18 protein-coding genes, 1 tRNA gene and 1 pseudogene are annotated in these 16,717 nt (G+C 65.8%); 4 read left to right on the top strand and 16 right to left on the bottom strand.

All coding sequences use genetic code 11. The features are described 5' to 3' along the window. Positions 1-4: 4 nt before the first annotated feature. Complete coding sequence (locus ACIA75_RS34595; protein WP_397111285.1) at positions 5-613, bottom strand: hypothetical protein; 609 nt, start codon at positions 611-613, stop codon at positions 5-7. After that, positions 610-2,145, bottom strand: a complete 1,536-nt coding sequence (locus ACIA75_RS34600) for an MDR family MFS transporter (RefSeq protein ID WP_397111286.1) — start codon at positions 2,143-2,145, stop codon at positions 610-612. Before ACIA75_RS34600 ends, ACIA75_RS34595 begins: the two co-directional genes overlap by 4 nt. Positions 2,146-2,247: 102 nt before the next feature. On the opposite strand from ACIA75_RS34600, the gene ACIA75_RS34605 reads away from it, so the two are divergent. Both ACIA75_RS34605 and ACIA75_RS34610 read left to right on the top strand, forming a co-directional pair. Next, positions 2,248-2,994 (top strand): TetR/AcrR family transcriptional regulator C-terminal domain-containing protein, encoded by a 747-nt coding sequence (locus ACIA75_RS34605; RefSeq protein ID WP_397111287.1) that lies wholly within the window; start codon positions 2,248-2,250, stop codon positions 2,992-2,994. Then, positions 2,991-3,428, top strand: coding sequence for a hypothetical protein (locus ACIA75_RS34610; protein ID WP_397111288.1), 438 nt, complete (start codon positions 2,991-2,993; stop codon positions 3,426-3,428). The genes ACIA75_RS34605 and ACIA75_RS34610 overlap by 4 nt, the downstream gene beginning before the upstream one ends. Positions 3,429-3,558: 130 nt before the next feature. Here the strand turns inward: ACIA75_RS34610 and ACIA75_RS34615 are convergent, their stop codons facing one another. The 5 genes from ACIA75_RS34615 to ACIA75_RS34635 form a co-directional block, all read right to left on the bottom strand. Next, positions 3,559-4,026 carry a hypothetical protein gene (locus tag ACIA75_RS34615; protein WP_397111289.1) on the bottom strand — a complete coding sequence of 156 codons (468 nt, stop codon included), beginning with the start codon at positions 4,024-4,026 and terminating at the stop codon, positions 3,559-3,561. Continuing rightward, the gene (locus tag ACIA75_RS34620) at positions 4,014-4,742 is read right to left on the bottom strand and encodes a helix-turn-helix domain-containing protein (protein ID WP_397111290.1); all 729 of its coding nucleotides are present in this window, start codon (positions 4,740-4,742) and stop codon (positions 4,014-4,016) included. The genes ACIA75_RS34615 and ACIA75_RS34620 overlap by 13 nt, the downstream gene beginning before the upstream one ends. Positions 4,743-4,870: 128 nt before the next feature. Then, the gene (locus ACIA75_RS34625; RefSeq protein WP_397111291.1) at positions 4,871-5,797 is read right to left on the bottom strand and encodes a D-isomer specific 2-hydroxyacid dehydrogenase family protein; all 927 of its coding nucleotides are present in this window, start codon (positions 5,795-5,797) and stop codon (positions 4,871-4,873) included. A gap of 64 nt (positions 5,798-5,861) precedes the next feature. After that, positions 5,862-6,368, bottom strand: a complete 507-nt coding sequence (locus tag ACIA75_RS34630; protein WP_397111292.1) for a gluconokinase — start codon at positions 6,366-6,368, stop codon at positions 5,862-5,864. A gap of 299 nt (positions 6,369-6,667) precedes the next feature. Next, on the bottom strand, positions 6,668-7,438 hold the full coding sequence (locus ACIA75_RS34635; protein WP_397111293.1) for a YwqG family protein: 771 nt from the start codon (positions 7,436-7,438) through the stop codon (positions 6,668-6,670). Positions 7,439-7,845: 407 nt separating this feature from the next. On the opposite strand from ACIA75_RS34635, the gene ACIA75_RS34640 reads away from it, so the two are divergent. Next, positions 7,846-8,583 carry a hypothetical protein gene (locus ACIA75_RS34640; protein WP_397111294.1) on the top strand — a complete coding sequence of 246 codons (738 nt, stop codon included), beginning with the start codon at positions 7,846-7,848 and terminating at the stop codon, positions 8,581-8,583. Positions 8,584-8,860: 277 nt separating this feature from the next. Here ACIA75_RS34640 and ACIA75_RS34645 read toward each other — a convergent pair whose 3' ends face one another. Continuing rightward, the gene (locus tag ACIA75_RS34645; RefSeq protein WP_397111295.1) at positions 8,861-9,250 is read right to left on the bottom strand and encodes a hypothetical protein; all 390 of its coding nucleotides are present in this window, start codon (positions 9,248-9,250) and stop codon (positions 8,861-8,863) included. 522 nt (positions 9,251-9,772) lie between these two features. On the opposite strand from ACIA75_RS34645, the gene ACIA75_RS34650 reads away from it, so the two are divergent. Beyond that, positions 9,773-10,510: a hypothetical protein gene (locus tag ACIA75_RS34650; RefSeq protein ID WP_397111296.1), complete on the top strand. Its 738-nt coding sequence runs from the start codon at positions 9,773-9,775 to the stop codon at positions 10,508-10,510. Between the two features lie 12 nt (positions 10,511-10,522). On the opposite strand, the pseudogene ACIA75_RS34655 reads toward ACIA75_RS34650, so the two are convergent. From ACIA75_RS34655 to ACIA75_RS34690, 8 genes and pseudogenes are all read right to left on the bottom strand, one after another. Further along, a pseudogene (locus ACIA75_RS34655) lies at positions 10,523-10,702 on the bottom strand (single-stranded DNA-binding protein); the annotation flags it as partial. A 200-nt stretch (positions 10,703-10,902) separates the two neighbouring features. Next, positions 10,903-10,976: transfer RNA gene (locus ACIA75_RS34660), tRNA-Leu, on the bottom strand. A 58-nt stretch (positions 10,977-11,034) separates the two neighbouring features. Further along, positions 11,035-11,544, bottom strand: a complete 510-nt coding sequence (locus tag ACIA75_RS34665; RefSeq protein WP_397111297.1) for a hypothetical protein — start codon at positions 11,542-11,544, stop codon at positions 11,035-11,037. 50 nt (positions 11,545-11,594) lie between these two features. Further along, positions 11,595-13,073, bottom strand: coding sequence for an amino acid permease (locus ACIA75_RS34670; protein WP_397111298.1), 1,479 nt, complete (start codon positions 13,071-13,073; stop codon positions 11,595-11,597). Positions 13,074-13,112: 39 nt separating this feature from the next. Next, positions 13,113-14,573: a peptide MFS transporter gene (locus ACIA75_RS34675; protein ID WP_397111299.1), complete on the bottom strand. Its 1,461-nt coding sequence runs from the start codon at positions 14,571-14,573 to the stop codon at positions 13,113-13,115. A gap of 91 nt (positions 14,574-14,664) precedes the next feature. Next, the gene (locus ACIA75_RS34680; protein ID WP_397111300.1) at positions 14,665-15,612 is read right to left on the bottom strand and encodes an exopolyphosphatase; all 948 of its coding nucleotides are present in this window, start codon (positions 15,610-15,612) and stop codon (positions 14,665-14,667) included. Next, the gene (locus ACIA75_RS34685) at positions 15,609-16,130 is read right to left on the bottom strand and encodes a DUF501 domain-containing protein (protein WP_397111301.1); all 522 of its coding nucleotides are present in this window, start codon (positions 16,128-16,130) and stop codon (positions 15,609-15,611) included. Before ACIA75_RS34685 ends, ACIA75_RS34680 begins: the two co-directional genes overlap by 4 nt. Then, a complete protein-coding gene (locus ACIA75_RS34690) occupies positions 16,127-16,711 on the bottom strand; it encodes a septum formation initiator family protein (RefSeq protein WP_397111302.1) in 585 nt (194 codons plus the stop codon). The genes ACIA75_RS34685 and ACIA75_RS34690 overlap by 4 nt, the downstream gene beginning before the upstream one ends. Positions 16,712-16,717: the final 6 nt, after the last annotated feature.

Raw genomic sequence — 16,717 nt, forward strand, 5'->3', positions numbered from 1 at the left:
TCCCTTACTTCCGTCGAACTGCCTCGATTCGGCACCGGGCGCCGGGGCCGTGGACGAGCCCGGGAAAATCCTGAATCCGCTGCCACCGGTCTCCTGCGAATGGCGTGTCCACGAAGGCGACGTGGTCTGCGACCTCGGCCCACGCGGAACAGTTCAGGACGCTCGTATCGCGGACATGCAGGAACTGCCCGAGTAACCCGGGAACAGGCGGCCGGTGCGAGGCCAGCGCCTCTCCCATGAGGTCGGTCCACCGACGGGCATCTTCGGACGACCGGAACTCGAAGGTGCTCACCACAACGCAGCCGATCGGCCGGTCGTCGTCGAATATCACGCCGCGTCGCAGACGATAGGAATCGGATCCCGGTGGCCATGAACGGCCCTGTGACATCCCGGCCTCGGCTGCACTCCATTGCCGGTAGGCGATCACTTCATCACCGCGCATGCTGACCAGGCACATCAGCGACATGAGCTCGGCCGGTCGGTCGCGCCAGGATGCCAGCACCTCCTCCGTGGTTGCGGGGATCTGTGAGGAGCTGTCGAGGTGATGGCGCTCTATGGTCACCATCACCTCGGAGCGCGCCAGATCCTGCAGCAAGTATTTTGTTCGATTCACGACTGCCCCTTCGACTCTGTATCGGTGCTGCTGGAGGTGAGCGGCGTTTCACGGAGGAACAGAGCGAGGCAGATGATGACGGCCGAGCATATGCCCGCGACAAGAAAGACATCGGCGACTCCCTCGGCGACGGCTACGCGTGCCGCTCCGCGTATCTGCTCGGGCAGGATGGTGAGATCGTTGTGCACGGCCCCTTCGCCGAACGAGAGTCCAGTCGGCAGCGCCTCGCCGGAGGACCTGGTCAACTGCCAGGCGAACACCGCACCGAGAAGAGAAACCCCCAGTGAATTGCCCAGGTTCCTGGCGAGCATTGCCGTAGCGCTCGCTGCACCGATATCTCCGGCCGCCACACTGTTCTGGGCGATCACCACGGTCAGCTGCATGAAACACCCCATGCCGACACCGACTGCGGCCATCCCCAGGACAATGACGAGTTGGGAGGTATCCACGCCTACCCCGGCCAGCAGCATCGAGCCCGCTGTCATCACCGCGCCCCCACCGATCGGATAGACCCGGAATCTCCCGGTTCGCGACACCAGGATGCCGACCAGCGGTGCGGTGACCAGCATCCCGCCCAGTAAAGGCAGAAGCAGCAGCCCGCTGCCGGTAGCCGATACTCCCTGGACAACCTGCTGATATAACGGCAGAAACGTGACCGCACCGAACATCACCACGCCGCTGAGGAAGCCGAGTAGGGCGGCGAGACTGTAATTTCGGCTCGCGAACAAGTCGAGCGGCACCACCGGTTCGATTGCCCTTCGCTCCCAGCCGATGAAGACCGCGCCGGCGAGACATACGGCGGCCCCGGAAACGGCCACCGCCGGGGAGATCCCCTCGCCGGCAGCTGTCGTCAGCACTGTGAGTGCGATGATCCCCGCCGCCAGCACCAGCATGCCGACCACGTCTACACGGCGGCGCCGCGGTGTCCGAGGTGGCAGCTTCAGTTGAGTCACCAGTAGCGCCAGCGCTATCGCACCCAGGGGCAGATTCAGGTAGAAGACCCATCGCCATCCGATTCCGTCGGCGCACAGGCCACCGATCACCGGCCCGGCGAGGATGGCCAACGGCATGATGATCGCCATCAGGCCCTGATATCTGGCCCGTTCCCGCGGCGCCGCCAACTCACCGACGATCGCGATTCCGCCGACCAGGATTCCACCCGCTCCGAGCCCTTGCACTGCACGGAACGCGCTCAACTGGGCCAGGGTTTGCGCGACGCCGCACAATGCCGATCCAGCGAGGAACAGCGAAAATGACGCCAGAAAAACCCTTTTGCGGTCGAACAGATCACCCAGCTTTCCCCAGATCGGCGTCGTTATCGCGGTGGCCACCGCGAACGCCGTCACCACCAGCGACAAGTCGGCGAAACCACCCAGCTCCTGCGCGATGGCCGGAAGCGTGGTGGCGACGATGGTGAAGTCGAGGTTCGCCACCAGGAACGCGATGACGAGGCCACTCATCGCCGAATAGATCTCGCGCCGTGACGGTGGTTCCGGCGAGCTATAGGCCTCTGTCCGTGGTTCGACAGACACGATCAACTCCTGTGTACGTTGTATCCAGTTGATACAACGTATCTCGAGCGATACGCTGTACACAACGATGCCGGGATCGCAACACCGACCGAGAGGGCAGCCGTGGCAGATACGAATGGCAAATCCGCGAGCAAGCACGTCAACGGCGGCACCATCTGGGAAAGACTGGATGAGCAACCGCCGGCCTCGCCGCGTGTGCCATTGAGTCACGATCGGATCGCGCTGACAGCAATCGAACTCGCGGACAGCGAGGGCTTGGCAGCACTGTCGATGCGTCGGCTGGCCGAACAGCTCGGAGTCCCGACGATGGCCCCATACCGCTATATCTCGGGCAAAGACGACCTGTTCGAGCTGATGATCGATATGGCGCACGCCGATTTCGCTCTGCCGCCACCACCGAGCGCATGGGACCAGGTGCTGCGCGCCTACGCCGAGCAGGTCCGCGACATCACCCTGCGCCATCCGTGGCTGGTTCAGATCTACGCCCGGCTACCAGGGGTCCTGACTCCGCGGATGGCCGATATCGCCGAGCAGGCGCTCGCGGCGATGAAGACCCTGAACGTCGACGTCGATACGAAAATGGCAATCCTGGCGACGGTCAGGGCCTTCACTCATGGCGCGGCCGCGGCCGAGGTGGCGCAGCGGCAGCTGATGGAACGGCGTGGCTGGGATTCCGACGACGATGTCCGCAGCGCATACCACCCGTATATGGCCGAGCTCACCAGCTCCGGCCGCTATCCCGCGCTGTCGGACTATCTGGTCAACGGATCCAACGACGACAGCGCCTCGTGGCAGTTCGAATTCGGTCTCACCTGCGTGCTCGAAGGGATCGTGTCCAGCCTGTCATGACAACGACATCTACTCGCCAGACGGCGGGAATCATCGCCGACGGCTGCGTCAAAGTGCTTCTCGCTGTCGTCTACACGGCCGGCGCCGCACCACTCGGTCATCGGCTCGGCGTCGCCCCCTGGCTGCTGGTTGCCTGCGCCGCCGCCCTGCTGATCGGCGGCGGGATCGAGATCGGGTTCGTGCGCAGCCGTCCGCTGCGGACCTATATACGTTGCATGGTTGCTTACGACACCGGCTGGGTGCTGGCGACAATCGCCGGCCTGCTTCTTGCATGGCAAGGCAGCAGCGCAGCCGGTGAGATCTGGATCGGATACCAGGCGGCAGGCTCCCTTGCCCTCGCCGCACTGCTGGTGGTCGCGGCCCCTCCGATGACCGGTTCGGGCACTCCCGCCGAGACTCGGCGCGATAACACAGGGCCCGCAGACGATTCATAGGACGCTCGTCACGCCCGTCGGCGTCCCCCTTCGCCCGCAGGCGAACCGGCCCGGATCATTTCCTCTCCGAGTTCTGCCACCGCAGAATGGCCGGCCCACTGCAGGCATCTGCCGAGGTAGGGTCGTAGAGCTACAGCGGCAACCCCGACCGATATGCCATACCCCGTAACTCACGCCCCACTGCATCCTTCTTCGCTCGCGCCAGAAGTTCGGTGAGGACAGCGCGCATGAACGGATGCCGGTGGATCCGGGCAGGCGAAATCTTCTCGGCGCGGCGAAGCATCAGTACTGCTTCGGTCTGCCGCTTCGGCAGCCGGGCGAGCGCGCGTCCGTACTCGCGGTAGTACGCCGCTTGCCTGGTCGCGGAAAGCGCTCGCGGGTCGACGGTTTCGGCTATCGCGGCCGCTTCCTGATGTTCCCCGGCCTCGAGCGCCACCGACATCCGCCAGATGCCGACATTCGAAGGGCCGAAGCCGAGCCACATGGCGTTGGCGTCGCCGGTGTGCGCGGCCAGGTCGGCAGCGTGATCGAGGGCCGCACGGCGCTCACCGGTGCCGCCCTGGGCAGCGGCGACCAGAGCGTTGGTCAGAGCGAGCATTCCGGAAACCTGCATCGCTTCGGGTGTCGCGGTTCCGGGTTCGGCGGCTGCCAGCAGCCGCCGAACCTGATCGAAACCTCCGGCGGAAAGCAGGCCGAAGCTGGTACCGAAGGCACACTCACAGCGCCGAACAGAGGGTCGCCCAGTCGCTCGGCGGCCTGCCTGGCCAGCACTGTCGCCTGCCATGCGAGATCGGGCCCGGCACCGATATCGGACAACCATGCCTGTGTGCCCTGGACATGCGTGAGCACCGTGAGTTTCAGGAGGTCTGCGTCATCCCGGCCGGCGGCTATCGAGGTGTGCAGATCGCGAACCAAACTCGGCAGTTCCGAACCGACCAGCGAATAGTCACACCGGCGTTGCGCCTCCAGCACCGCATTCGCTCGGGTTTGCAAAACCGGGGCCGGGACGATTTCCCCACCGGGAGCACCGATACTCGCCTGCAGTATCGACAGCCGGACATCGCCGAGGGATCGATCCTCGTCCAGCTCGCCGCCCAAGCCGATTCCGCTGCGGGTGATCTCACTGGGTGCCACCTCTAACGCATGCGCCAGCGCAATGATCAACGATCGTCGATCGAGTGCTCGCTCGCCGAACTCCAACCGCGAGAGATACGACGTGGAGATTCCGGCCAAACCTGCCACCACCGCGAGGGACTTCCCACGCGCGTGGCGTATCCGGCGGAGCGACTGCCCCATACCGTCGTCCGAGGCCATACAGCCAGCGTAACCCAGCACCGGGCCGCCCGGAGAGCCGTTTTGACTGGGTGGCAAACCCTCGACGCACTTTCCACGGATGCTTGCCCCGCACCACCGCCGTGCTGGGATACCCGGGAGTCCGTGGCTCAGTAGCCCCGCGCGGTATCGATCACCGCGTGCAGCGGCTGCCCTGCCGCGAATCGCTCGATATTGGCCGCCACATGATCCGCGAGTGCCCGGGTGAGCCCCGTCGCCGGGTTGGCGATATGCGGGGTGATGAGCGCGTTGGGCAGGGTCCAGAGCGGGTGGCCGTCGGGTAGCGGTTCCGGATCGGTGACATCGAGCGCGGCGCCGCCGATCGTGTTGTCGCGCAGGGCGTTCACCAGCGCTTCGGTATCGATCAGGGTGCCCCGGGCCACATTCACGATCCAGGCCGTGGGCTTCATCCGGGCCAGGGTGTCCGCGTCCACGAGATGCGCCGTCTCCGCGGTCGCCGGTGCCGCGATAACGAAATGGTCGGCGCGTGACCAGATTTCGTCCGTCCGGGTGGCATCCAGGGTTTCGGCCGCACCGGGAACCGGGATGCCCGAGCGGGTCACCGCCAGGACATCGGCGCCGAACGCGGTGAGCAGCGGGATCATCGCGCGACCGATACCGCCACAGCCGACGATCGCCACGGTCGCGCCGCGCAGGGTGCCCACGCGCGGGTCGAATTCCGATTTGCGCCACGACACCGCCCGCGCCTGTTCGGTGAGCCCGCGCACCCCGGCGAGCAGCAGCAACAGCGCGTGCTCGGCGACATTTCCGGCGTAGGCGCCGGCCGCCGAGGTCCAGATGCGGCGGTCGTCGACGAGCCCGGCCGCCAGCCACGGTTCGATACCGGCGGACGGCAGCTGCACCCAGCGGACGGTGTCCGGCAACTGTGCGGGGAAGGTGCCCGGCCCCTGCGCCCACACCACTGCCTCGGCGTCGGCGAGTGGAACGAGGACGCCGCCGGCCCGCTGGATCCCAGCGGCCAGGGCGGTGTCGTGGCCGGGGCCGAGATGGATGCGGGGAGCTGTGGTGTTCGGCACGGTTCGCTTTCGGGGTCGAAGTGGATCATGAGCACCGTATCGAAGCAGCCGGGCGCAATCGCATTCACCTTTCGTTCGAGAAATCCGCCGCGGTCCGCGCGATCGCATCGGGCGGCGCGGCGATATCCAGCACCGTTCCCGGTTCGTCCGGCTCCAGCGGTTCGAGTAGCGCCAGCTGCGAGTCGAGCATCCCGGGCGACATGAAATGCCCGCTGCGCTGCGCCAGCCGGGCCCGGATGATCTCGGGCGGGCCCGTGAGGTGCGCGAACACCACGGGCTCGGCACCGGACCGCAGCACATCGCGGTGCCGTCGGCGAAGCGCGGAACAAGCCACGACGTATCGCCTGTCGCGGCCGGTCAGCCGCGCGGCGACAGCGGCGAGCCACGGTTCGCGGTCTGCTTCGGTGAGCGGGATACCGGCGGCCATCTTCTCGATATTCGACGGCGGATGCAGATCGTCGGCATCCAGGAATTCCGCGTCGATCAGCTCGGCGACCCGGCGCGCGACAGTGGTCTTCCCGCAGCCCGCCACACCCATCACCACGATGTGGGGTCGCCGCTCGCTCCGCATAGTCTTCCTGCCCGCCGGTACTGATGATGTCCGTTCGACCTTGCCCGAAACCACCGCGACAGGCAATGAGCAGGCGATACTGGTTCGGATGGACGTCATAGCGAAATCCGAGGGTCCCGCCTCGGGCATACGCGGCGCGCCGCGGTCGGCTCGCGTATCGAGTCGCGACTCGATGATCGAACGGTCACATTGCCGAGCCTCGGTCGGCGACCGTCGCCACCCTGAGCGGGAGGCAGCGTGCCCGGCTCGTCGGCGCTGACATCACCCCGACGTCGCACCTGACGAGGCCCGGTCCTGGGCTAATGGCCTGCCCAGTAGTACCGGACGCGGGAGAAGTCACGGGCGGCGAGGTCGGCTTCGGTGATGGAGAAGTAGGCGACACCACCATCGCCCCAGATGAGAAGATCTTCTGCCCACCCCCCGACATCGATATAAGCTTCGGCAAGTTGCAGAAGCAGCATCTCCTCCGGGTCCCACGTGTCGTCGGCTTGGAGGAGATGTGGATAGCCACCCAGGCGATGAGATTTCTCGTCGTCGTTCAGCTCGCGTGTGTCGATATCGTATTCACCGACCAGAGTGGCGAATCGGCTGTCGGTGCTGGATACGGGCATCCGGTCGAGCCTTCCGACGACGGCCCTCGGCTGCGGGTCGTCGAAGCCGAGAGGACTGCAGTACGGATCGATCGGTGGCAGGGCACTTCGAGGCTGCCAGTCGGTATCGATCGACGGGTGGTACACCACGCGGAACTGGTCCGGCCCATCACCGTACCGGCACCCGAGCATGTCGTCGTCGCCGATGAAGAACTGCAGCAGGCCCTCGTCAGGGAATCCGGCCAGCGGCGGAAGGTCGGCGAAGTTCAGCTGGATGAGAAAGGTCATCGACCTGCCGGCCGGATCGCGCGGATACTCGTCGCCGTCGATGAGGTAGGGGATGCCGCCGAGTTGCGACTGCCAGGGATGCTGCGGAGCCTCGGCGGTGAACTCGAGTTCGACGTATTCGCGCTCCGAAGCGATCAGGCGGTCACGGAGCCCGGCGTTGCGGGAGTCCAGCAACGAGTAATCAACTGCCACAACCGGATTGTAGGTTTCAACCGGTTCGGATGAGGCGGTAGTGGCCGGTCGACTCTCCGGAAACCCACCGAACCGTCACGCTCGCAGTGCCCATACGGCGAGCCGGACCGACCGGCCCGGGCATTCCGACCTGGGTCGGACACACCGTCCGACCAGCAGCGTAACCGTGCCCCCAGTCGGACTCGAACCGACACTGGGCGGATTTTTGGGTCGGCAAGCTGAATAGTTGCAGGTCAAGGCGCCGTTTGTGAATGAGGGAGAATCGCTGCAACCAGGCAGATACCCCGCTGGCAGTGTTGGCGGTTTGTCGTGTGCGTGTCCACTGCCGACTCAGTGCGGACTGCTTCGGAGGTTCCAGCCGGAGTCACCGGTGCGCTGGTGTCGGGTAGCTGCTGTAGCGTCCAGCTATGGCGTCGACAAGTGATCAGACTCCGTCAGCCACCGCAAATTTCGGCGGTTCGGGAGGACTATCCGCCACAGTCAGCATCTGGCAGCCGATCGCGCTCCAGCACCTGTGGACGGCGCTGCATATGGCCCGACTCTGCCACGAGCGCGAGAGTGAACTACTGCAACTCGGAGCGAGGTCGCCGGATACTGAACACCAAGCGCTGGCGATGACTGCTGTCATCTCAGCTGTCTCCTTGGTCGAAACCTATATCAATGAGGTCTACGCCGTGGCGGCCGACGACAACAAGGTTCTTCGACAGCAGATCGACGGCATCGACAACCATGCCGCCGACCTATTGGGTCTGGTGTGGAACGGCACAGACATGGCAGCGGAGAAATGGTCGATTCTGGATAAGTTCCAGTTCGGCTTGGCCGTGGCCGGTAAGCCGAAGATGGACAGTGGTGTGAACCCCAGCCAGAACATGAAGCGACTGATCAAGCTTCGCAACGCGCTCGTTCACTTCAAACCGGAGTGGCAGGTGCACGACGTCGCACACAAGGTCGAAAAGGACCTGAAGGGTATCTTCGCCGATAACCAGCTCTATTCCGGTGCTCCGTGGTTTCCTGCCGTATGCCTCGCGGCGGGCTGCGCGAAGTGGGCATGTGATACCAGCAGTGCGTTTGTGGATGCATGGTCCAGGGAGATGGGCATCTATGTTCGCCACAGGAACCTTCTGAACGCCTTGGTGCCGCCGTAAGCTATCGCCGGAGTGGCCATGTTGGGTGGTCGCCTGCGCATTGGTGGGGCTGGCTACCCGCCTGCCCGATAGGGCCCGCCCTTCTCGCATAGGCTCCGCGGTCAAGGGTGGCATAGCCATCACGGAGTGACGCCTCAGGCCGCCCTTGACGGTGGAGGGGCGCGGGAACACAATGCAGGCCACAGTCGGCAGGGCCACACGGCCGAAGGTCGCGCAAGGGTCCCAGTTGTGGCAGGTGGATAGCCTGGTTCGCCGAACAAACGACCTGGCCAGAACTTCACATTGGCGGATGGGATTCTTTGGTCCGATACTCGTCGAGCAGGCGGAAGAAGGCATCCAACGATGTCTCGCCATCACTGGGATGGTTCTCGATAGCGGCTGCCCACCCCAAGCCCATCGGCCACCCATATTCCGATTCCAACCAGCGCGCGAACGGTCCGTTGCTCGAATGAAGATCGAACTCTTCGGCCACAGAGTGCACCTGCAGCGCCACCCAGTAGCCGAAGAGAATGCTCTCGAGATCTTGCAAAGAGCCGGCCCGCGCCCACATCCCCGGTCGCGGCCGGATGTTGTGATCGATGAGGTCGTACACGTCACGGCAGTCCGCAACGTGCTTCACGGTCGGTGGCCGGTCCGCGGTAGAGCCTCGTTCGGGGTGGTCGATCATGTCGGCATGATTGCAGACCGTCGTGGGCGGCGTGGGACGATCTGTGGCGGTGACGACAGCCAGGCCCCAGGAGCGGGCGCCGGCGGATCCGTGTGCGACTGCGGGAGGTAGGCCAGGTACTGCTCTCGTCGTGCCCACACTTCTCGGTTATTGAAAATGATCGACGATCCGCGGTTCCTCGGTCACGACTGACTCTCCTTCGGCGCGCACACGATCCACAGCTTCTGTTATCGGAGGACCGCCCGCCCGGCCGGATACGGCCAGCACTCTTGGCGGTCTTAAATGCATGGCTGATGGTCGCCAAGTCGATCGGCGGCAGATCGTCACTGGTGAACTGATATCCGGCGCCGCGAGCGATAAGCACGTCCAGGGTCCGGTCGACGGCGTCCCGGTCCGGTGTGCGGTGGTGCAGACCGGCGCGGTGCAGTGTCTTTGCGAGTGCTTCGGGGGTGCGATTGAGGCGGCGAGCCTGCGCGCAGTCTGAATGTATCTTTCTGGGCTGGAGGCATTTACGATCGGGCGGTGAGTGCGCCTGAGATGGTTCTCCAGTACATCAACGCCTTGAAGTGGCCGGTGGTCGCTGCGCTCGCGATCTCCTTCTTCCACACCCCGGCGCGCGCCCTGCTCGGGCAGGTGCAGAGGTTGAGGGTCGCTGCGTTTGGGGCTGAGGCCGAGGTTGAACGCCAAGCTCAGGATTTCGCTCGGGAAGTCTCAGCGGCGGGCTCTGAGGATGGGCAGCCGCGGCGCGAATCCGTCTTGGATGATGGCTTGGTCTCTGATCGCACAGAATTGGAGCAGCCCCGAAGCGTCCGGGTCTCGCGTTCGGCCGCTGCGATTCACGTCCTTACGGCGGATAGCTTCCGCAACCTCGAAATGGGCATCGACGGCCTGAAGAGATTCTCATTCAACGGTGAGCACGGTGTGCAACTGATTGCGGCGGCAGGTGATCGCCTTGCCGATGCCATCATTCGCCTGGCGTCTCAGCTGGACGTTCTCGTGGACCAGACCGGTGGCCAGAACCTGTTTCCAGGCACCCCGAAGCATCTGAGAGATCTCTTCCTCAGCGTTTACAAGATTCGGAATACAGCTGTTCACCAGGGCGATGCGTCGCCGATGGCAGCGCACCAGTTCAACGTGGGGGTGCGGAACTGGGCGCGCCTTTATGCCGACCACCTGCAAGCCGCTGTTGAGGAAGCAAGCCTTATCCCGCTCGGCGCGTCCGTCGAGGTCGAAGATGACCGGACGGACACGCCGGCCTGATCAGAATGGTGGCTGCTTGTCGAACACGCGGGGCGTCGAGGCGACGGTGAAGTTCGCGACCGCGGCGCCGACGGGCGTGTCGCGGAGTTCGGGGGCTGCGGTCAGGTTGCAAATGATAGTCAGCGAGGTTCCGCCAGCCCTCTCGGCTTCGCCTGGCTCGAACGGGCTGTCACCCCCTCCAGACGGGCGCATTCATCCTGAGCCAGTGCGCCTTGGGCGAGGACATTCGGGGACGTTATCCGACAATCCCAACGACGAACAAACGCTTTACCCATTGCCGTGTCAGTACTAGCCTGCCCAGGTCCGGCGTCGAGCCTCCCGTGAAGCCAAAACGTCAAGCGTAGGCCACCGATACGACCGAGGGAAACAACAATCCACCTGCGCCGTAGCCGTGCCCCCAGTCGGACTCGAACCGACACTGGGCGGATTTTAAGTCCGCTGCCTCTGCCAATTGGGCTATGGGGGCGTGCGGACCACACATTACCGACTCGTACATCCGTACCGGAATACTTGGCCAATGTGAGTCACATAGTGGGATCTGTCTGAATCGCCTGGCATGCCTCCACCAGCACGTCCGCGGCCAGCAGGCCCGATTCCTCGGCCGCCTCGCGTACCTCGTCGGACAGGTCGTAGTCCGTGGTCACGGCCAGCAGTGCCAGTTGCAGCGCCTCGCCGAGTTGGCCGAGGCGGCGGGCGATCAGTGCCTCGTCCATATCCGGGCCCAGGTTCTCCCAGCCCACCGGCTGCACCCCGTCGATGCGGTAGCGGCGCAGCGTGTCCTCGCCCAGGACCTTCATGAAATCCACCGCCGAGGCCATGCACCGGTTGTTCGCGACCCGGTATTCGGTGCGGTCGGCGATCTTGTCGATGAGCACCGCGACGATCGTCGCCGCCGTGAACATGCCGTCGCATACCCGGGCGGGCGCCGCTTCGGGCGGACCCGGCGGGGCCGTGGCCAGCCCGGTGGTGACCGCGTCGATCCACTCCACGATCTGATCGGTACCGGAGGCATCCGAGAATTGCGGCGGACGCACGAACGGTTCTTCTCGGCGCCGAAACCACCGCCACGGTAGACGCATCGCCATCACCCCTGTTCGGAAGCGGACCTGCCGAGCAGCGCATGCCGTCGGCCGTATGCGAAGTACATCACCAAACCGAGCGCCATCCACACTACGAAACGCAGCCAGGTTTCCACGGAAAGATTCACCATCAGCCACAGGCAGGCCAGCACCGCCAGGATCGGCACATAGGGCACCAGCGGCACCCGGAAACCGCGCGGCAGGTCGGGGCGGGTCCGGCGCAGGACGACCACGCCGATGGACACCAGCAGGAAGGCGAACAGCGTGCCGATATTGACCATTTCCTCGAGCGTCCCGAACTCGACGAACCCGGCCAGCAGCGCGCACACCACGCCGACGATCACGGTGATCCGCACCGGGGTGCCACGGCTACCGGTTTTGGCCAGCCAGCGCGGGGTCAGGCCGTCGCGCGACATGGCGAACAGCACCCGCGTCTGGCCGAGCAGCATCACCATGACGACCGTGGTCAAACCGGCCAGCGCGCCGATGGAGATGATGTTCTTCGCCCAGTCGGCGCCGTTGAGCGCGAAGGCGGTGGCCAGGGTGGCGTCGTCCCCGGCGAGCTCGGTGTAGGGCACCATACCGGTGAGCACGATCGACACCGCCACATACAGGACGGTCACCACGAGCAGCGACCCGAGAATGCCGCGCGGGAGGTCCCGCTGCGGGTTCTTGGTCTCCTCGGCCGCGGTCGCGACGACGTCGAACCCGATGAACGCGAAGAAGACGAGGCTGGCGGCGGCAAGCAGGCCGTACCAGCCGAAGCTGCTGTTACCGCCGCCGGTGGCCCAGGAGAACAGCGACTGTGTCAGCCCTTGACCCGCCTCCTGGGGCACCGTTTCGGGGATGAACGGGGTGAGGTTGTCGGCGTCGAAGAAGGTGAGGCCGACGATGATCACCAGCAGGATCACCCCGACCTTGATCGCCACGGCCACCGCCGACACCCGCGAGGACAGTTTCGTACCGAGCGCCAGCAGCGTGGTGAGCACCGCGATCAGCAGCACCGCACCCCAGTCGAAAGACACTCCCCCGATCTCCACAACCGCGGCACCCCGGTCGAACACCTGACCGAGATACTGCGACCAGCCCTTGGCCACCACGGCCGCGGCGAGCGCGAACTCCAGCAGCAGGTCCCAGCCGATGATCCAGGCGGCGAGTTCGCCGAAAGTCGCGTAGGAGAAGGTGTAAGCGCTACCGGCCACCGGCACGGTCGAGGCGAATTCCGCGTAGCAGAGCGCGGTCAGCGCGCAGGCGATGGCGGCGAAGACGAAGGACAGCGAGACCGAGGGCCCGGCGACGTTACCGGCGGTGCGGGCGGTGAGGGTGAAGATACCGGCGCCGATGACGACGGCCACACCGAAGATCGCGAGATCCCACGCGGTGAGGTCCTTGCGGAGTTTCGCGCCGGGTTCGTCGGTGTCACGGATCGACTGTTCCACCGACTTCGTTCGAAACAGGGAGCTGCGGCTGGTCGGGGTCGTCACGGCGGTCTCCTCGTTCTTGTAGCGCGAGTACCGGGAACGCTAGTGCACTCCCGACATATATCGGGTTATCCACGACGACAGCGCGGCAATCACGGCACCGGCCGCGATCGCCACCAGACCGGTGATCCCGAAGTAGGCGAATTCGTCGTCCGGCGAGTAGAACCGGGCCAGCACCCCGGACAAGGTGGTGCCCAGGGCCACCGACAGGAAATAGAGCGCCATCATCTGAGCCCGGAAGTGTTCGGGCGCCAGCTGGGTCGAGACGGCCAGCCCGATCGGGGAGATCAGCAGTTCCGAGACCGCGAACACCGCCATGATGAACAGCACCACCAGCGCCGGGACGGCCTTACCCTCGGTTCCTGCCATCGGCACGAACAGCAGGAACGCCACCCCCATGCCCACCACACCCAAAGCGAACTTACGTGGCGTGGTCGGCGCCCGGTCGCCCAGTTTGGTCCACAGCAGCGCGAACAGCGGCGAGAGCGCGATGATCCATACCGGTTCCACCGAACCGATCCAGCTGGACGGCGCGGTCCAGCCGAAAATATTCCAGTCCATCCGTTCGTCGGAGTACACCGCGAGGACTGTGAAAATCTGCTGGAACAGCGCCCAGAACACGACATTCGCGAGGAACAGCGGGACGAACGCCCGCACCCGGCTCCGTTCGAGCTGGGTGACCCGCCGATGCGTGAGCAGAACAGCGAAATACGCGACCGCCGCCACGACGATCAGTCCCGTGGTGACATCGGGCAGATTGTCGATGGTGACCAGCCCGGTCACCAGCACCAGCACGATCACCAGGATCGCGGCGAACAGCACCCCCAGCGCCGGGCCCACCGCCCGGCGGGGCAGCGGGTCGGGCACGTCCCGCCCGGCGGTGCCGAGGTTGCGCCGGAACACCACGTACTGGATCAGTCCGAGCGCCATCCCCACCGCGGCCGCCCCGAAGCCGGCATGGAATCCCCACTCGCGCTGCAGCAACCCGGTGAGCAGCGGCCCGACAAAGGCGCCCAGGTTGATTCCCAGATAGAACAGCGTGAATCCGCCGTCGACGCGTGCGTCGCCCTTCGGATAGAGGGTGCCGAGCAGCGCGGACGCGTTCGATTTCAGCGCCCCACTACCCAGCGCCACGAGCACCAGACCGACGCCCACCCCGGTGAGTCCGGGGATCAGCGCGAGCGCGATATGCCCGGCCATCACCACGACCCCGCCGTAGAAGACGGTACGTTCCATCCCGATCAGCCGGTCGGACACCCACCCGCCGAGCACCGTGCACAGATAGACGAGCCCGCCGTAGGCACCCACCAGGCCGACCGCGGCGTCCTGATCGAGCCCCAGCCCGCCCTCGGTCGTGGAGTAATACAGGTAGTAGCCGAGGATTGTGAGCATCCCGTAGAAGGAGAACCGCTCCCACAATTCCACGCCGAAGAGATTGACCAGCCCGATCGGGTGTCCGAAAAACGTCCGGTCGCCGACCGCCGTCGATGGTGCTTCCGACATTCTCCGACTGTGCCACGAACGGCACCCGTCGCGTGGCATACCGCACCGAACCGATACCCCGCTTTTACGTGCGCGGCCCGGCGCGCACCGGTCAGGCGATCGACTGCGCGATTCCGTCGAGGATGTCGTGTTCGCTGACGACCAGTTCCGCGATCCCGGCCCGCTCGGCCAGCTCGGCCGCGAGCACCTCGGTGATCACCGCACCGCCGCCGATGACATCGACCCGCCCGGGATGCATGGGGCCCAGCGCCGCGCGCTCATCGTGATCCATCCCGATCAGCCGATCACAGACCGCGTTCAGTTCCGGCAGCGTGATCCGCGCCAGATGTGTTTTCGCCGAATCGTATTCGGGCAGATCCAAGGCGACCGCGGCGAGCGTGGTCATGGTGCCCGCCACCCCGACCCAGGTGTGTGCGCCGGCCACCGGCACATGGGTGAACGCTTCGGTGAGCCGTTCGGTCGCGAATTCGCGCGCCGCGGAGACCTGGGCGGTCTCGGGCGGGTTTCCGTGCAGGCACCGCTCGGTGACCCGGACACAGCCGATATCGGCCGAGAACGCGGCTTGCACACCGTCGGCGTCGCCGACCACGAGTTCGGTGGAACCACCGCCGAGATCGACCACGACGAACGGTCCGTCCTCGGGCCGCAGTTCCCCCACCGCGCCCGCGAACGACAGCCGGGCCTCCTCGTCACCGGTGATCACCTCGGCTTCGGCGCCCGGCACGACCCGGCCCAGCTCGGCGCGGGTCATCGCGAAGAAATCTTCCCGGTTGGACGCATCGCGGGTCGCCGACGTCGCGACCATCCGCACCCGCCGCACCTCGTGCTCGGCCATCAGCGTCACATAGTCGGCCAGCGCCACCCGGGTGCGTTCGATCGCCGCGGGATCGAGCCGCCCCGTCGCGTCCACTCCCTTGCCGAGGCGCACGATCCGCATCTCCCGATGCACATCGGTCAGCGTCCCGTCCGCGCCGATATCGGCGATCAGCAGACGAATCGAATTGGTGCCGCAGTCCACGGCAGCCACCCGGTCGTTCATAGGTCCTCTTCCGTCAGTACGTAACGCGGCCAGTCCGCCGGAACCGCGGTCCCGCGCAACCCATTGTCGGCTGCCAGTGCCACCGCTTCGTCACCCAGCGGATTCACTCCGGGCCCCTTGGCCAGCGCGTGCGCGATCAGCACGTGCAGGCATTTCACCCGGTCCGGCATCCCGCCACCGGTGAAATCGGTTCCCAGGGATTCGATCTCGTCCCGCTCGGCCAGGTAGCTCTCGTGCGCGGCCCGGTAGGAGTCGGCCAGTTCCGGGTCCCGGCCGAGCCGTTCGGTCATCCCCTTCATCACACCCGCCGACTCCAACCGGCTGGCCTCGGCGGTCAGCCGGGGATCGGTCAGGTAGTAGAGAGTCGGGAAGGGGGTTCCGTCGGGAAGTTTCGGCGCGGTCTTCACCACCGCGGGCACACCGTCGGGCGTCCGGTAGGCGATGGCGAGCACCCCGCGCGGGGCGCGGCCCAATTGTTCGGCGACGATCTGCAGATCTCGGTCGTCGGGTGTGCTCACCTGGGTCCTTCCGGCTGCGGCGCGGGTTGTTCGGGTTCGGCGGGGGGTGGTTCGGAAATGCTGCGCCACAGGTCGGTGTACCACGGATCGGGTTCGTCCTCCGGCGCCTGCGGGTCCGGGATGGCCGGCACCTCCATTCCCGGGACCTGCACGATATAAGGGGTCTCCCCCGGCATGACCAGGCGTAACCGGTCGCGTGCCTCGGACCGGATATAGGCCGGGTCCTGCTGCTGGGCGCGGCGGTCCTTCAGCCGGGCGATATCGTCGGCGAGGACCCGGCGCTCGGCCGCCAGCTGGGCGGCTTCGGCGCGTTGCGTGAAAAAGGTGCGCATGGGAACAGCCAGCGTCATCGCCAGCGCGCACACCACCATCGCCAGAATGATCGCCTTACCGGCGGAGAGCCCGAGAATCGTCCGTTCCGACCAGTCCCGGCCGCCGGCGGCCCCGGCCTTCTGACTCCGGGTGCTGCGCCGCACCCGTTCCGCACCACCGTGCACTTCGGCGGCAGGGCGACGTGACGGCGCGCGCGATGTCCGGCCCCGCCCGGCCGGGCTGGTCCCGCGCGCACGCCGCTCCGCCATCTACTA

Source organism: Nocardia sp. NPDC051750, assembly GCF_044453135.1.
In the GTDB taxonomy this organism is placed as follows: Bacteria; Actinomycetota; Actinomycetes; order Mycobacteriales; family Mycobacteriaceae; genus Nocardia.

Excerpts from the sequence above, each read along its gene's own strand:
- ACIA75_RS34690 (WP_397111302.1), bottom strand. The coding sequence starts at position 16,711 with ATGGCGGAGCGGCGTGCGCGCGGGACCAGCCCGGCCGGGCGGGGCCGG.
- ACIA75_RS34675 (WP_397111299.1), bottom strand. The coding sequence starts at position 14,573 with ATGTCGGAAGCACCATCGACGGCGGTCGGCGACCGGACGTTTTTCGGA.
- ACIA75_RS34630 (WP_397111292.1), bottom strand. The coding sequence starts at position 6,368 with ATGCGGAGCGAGCGGCGACCCCACATCGTGGTGATGGGTGTGGCGGGC.
- ACIA75_RS34645 (WP_397111295.1), bottom strand. The coding sequence starts at position 9,250 with ATGATCGACCACCCCGAACGAGGCTCTACCGCGGACCGGCCACCGACC.
- ACIA75_RS34615 (WP_397111289.1), bottom strand. The coding sequence starts at position 4,026 with ATGCTCGCTCTGACCAACGCTCTGGTCGCCGCTGCCCAGGGCGGCACC.
- ACIA75_RS34610 (WP_397111288.1), top strand. The coding sequence starts at position 2,991 with ATGACAACGACATCTACTCGCCAGACGGCGGGAATCATCGCCGACGGC.
- ACIA75_RS34620 (WP_397111290.1), bottom strand. The coding sequence starts at position 4,742 with ATGGCCTCGGACGACGGTATGGGGCAGTCGCTCCGCCGGATACGCCAC.
- ACIA75_RS34680 (WP_397111300.1), bottom strand. The coding sequence starts at position 15,612 with ATGAACGACCGGGTGGCTGCCGTGGACTGCGGCACCAATTCGATTCGT.
- ACIA75_RS34640 (WP_397111294.1), top strand. The coding sequence starts at position 7,846 with ATGGCGTCGACAAGTGATCAGACTCCGTCAGCCACCGCAAATTTCGGC.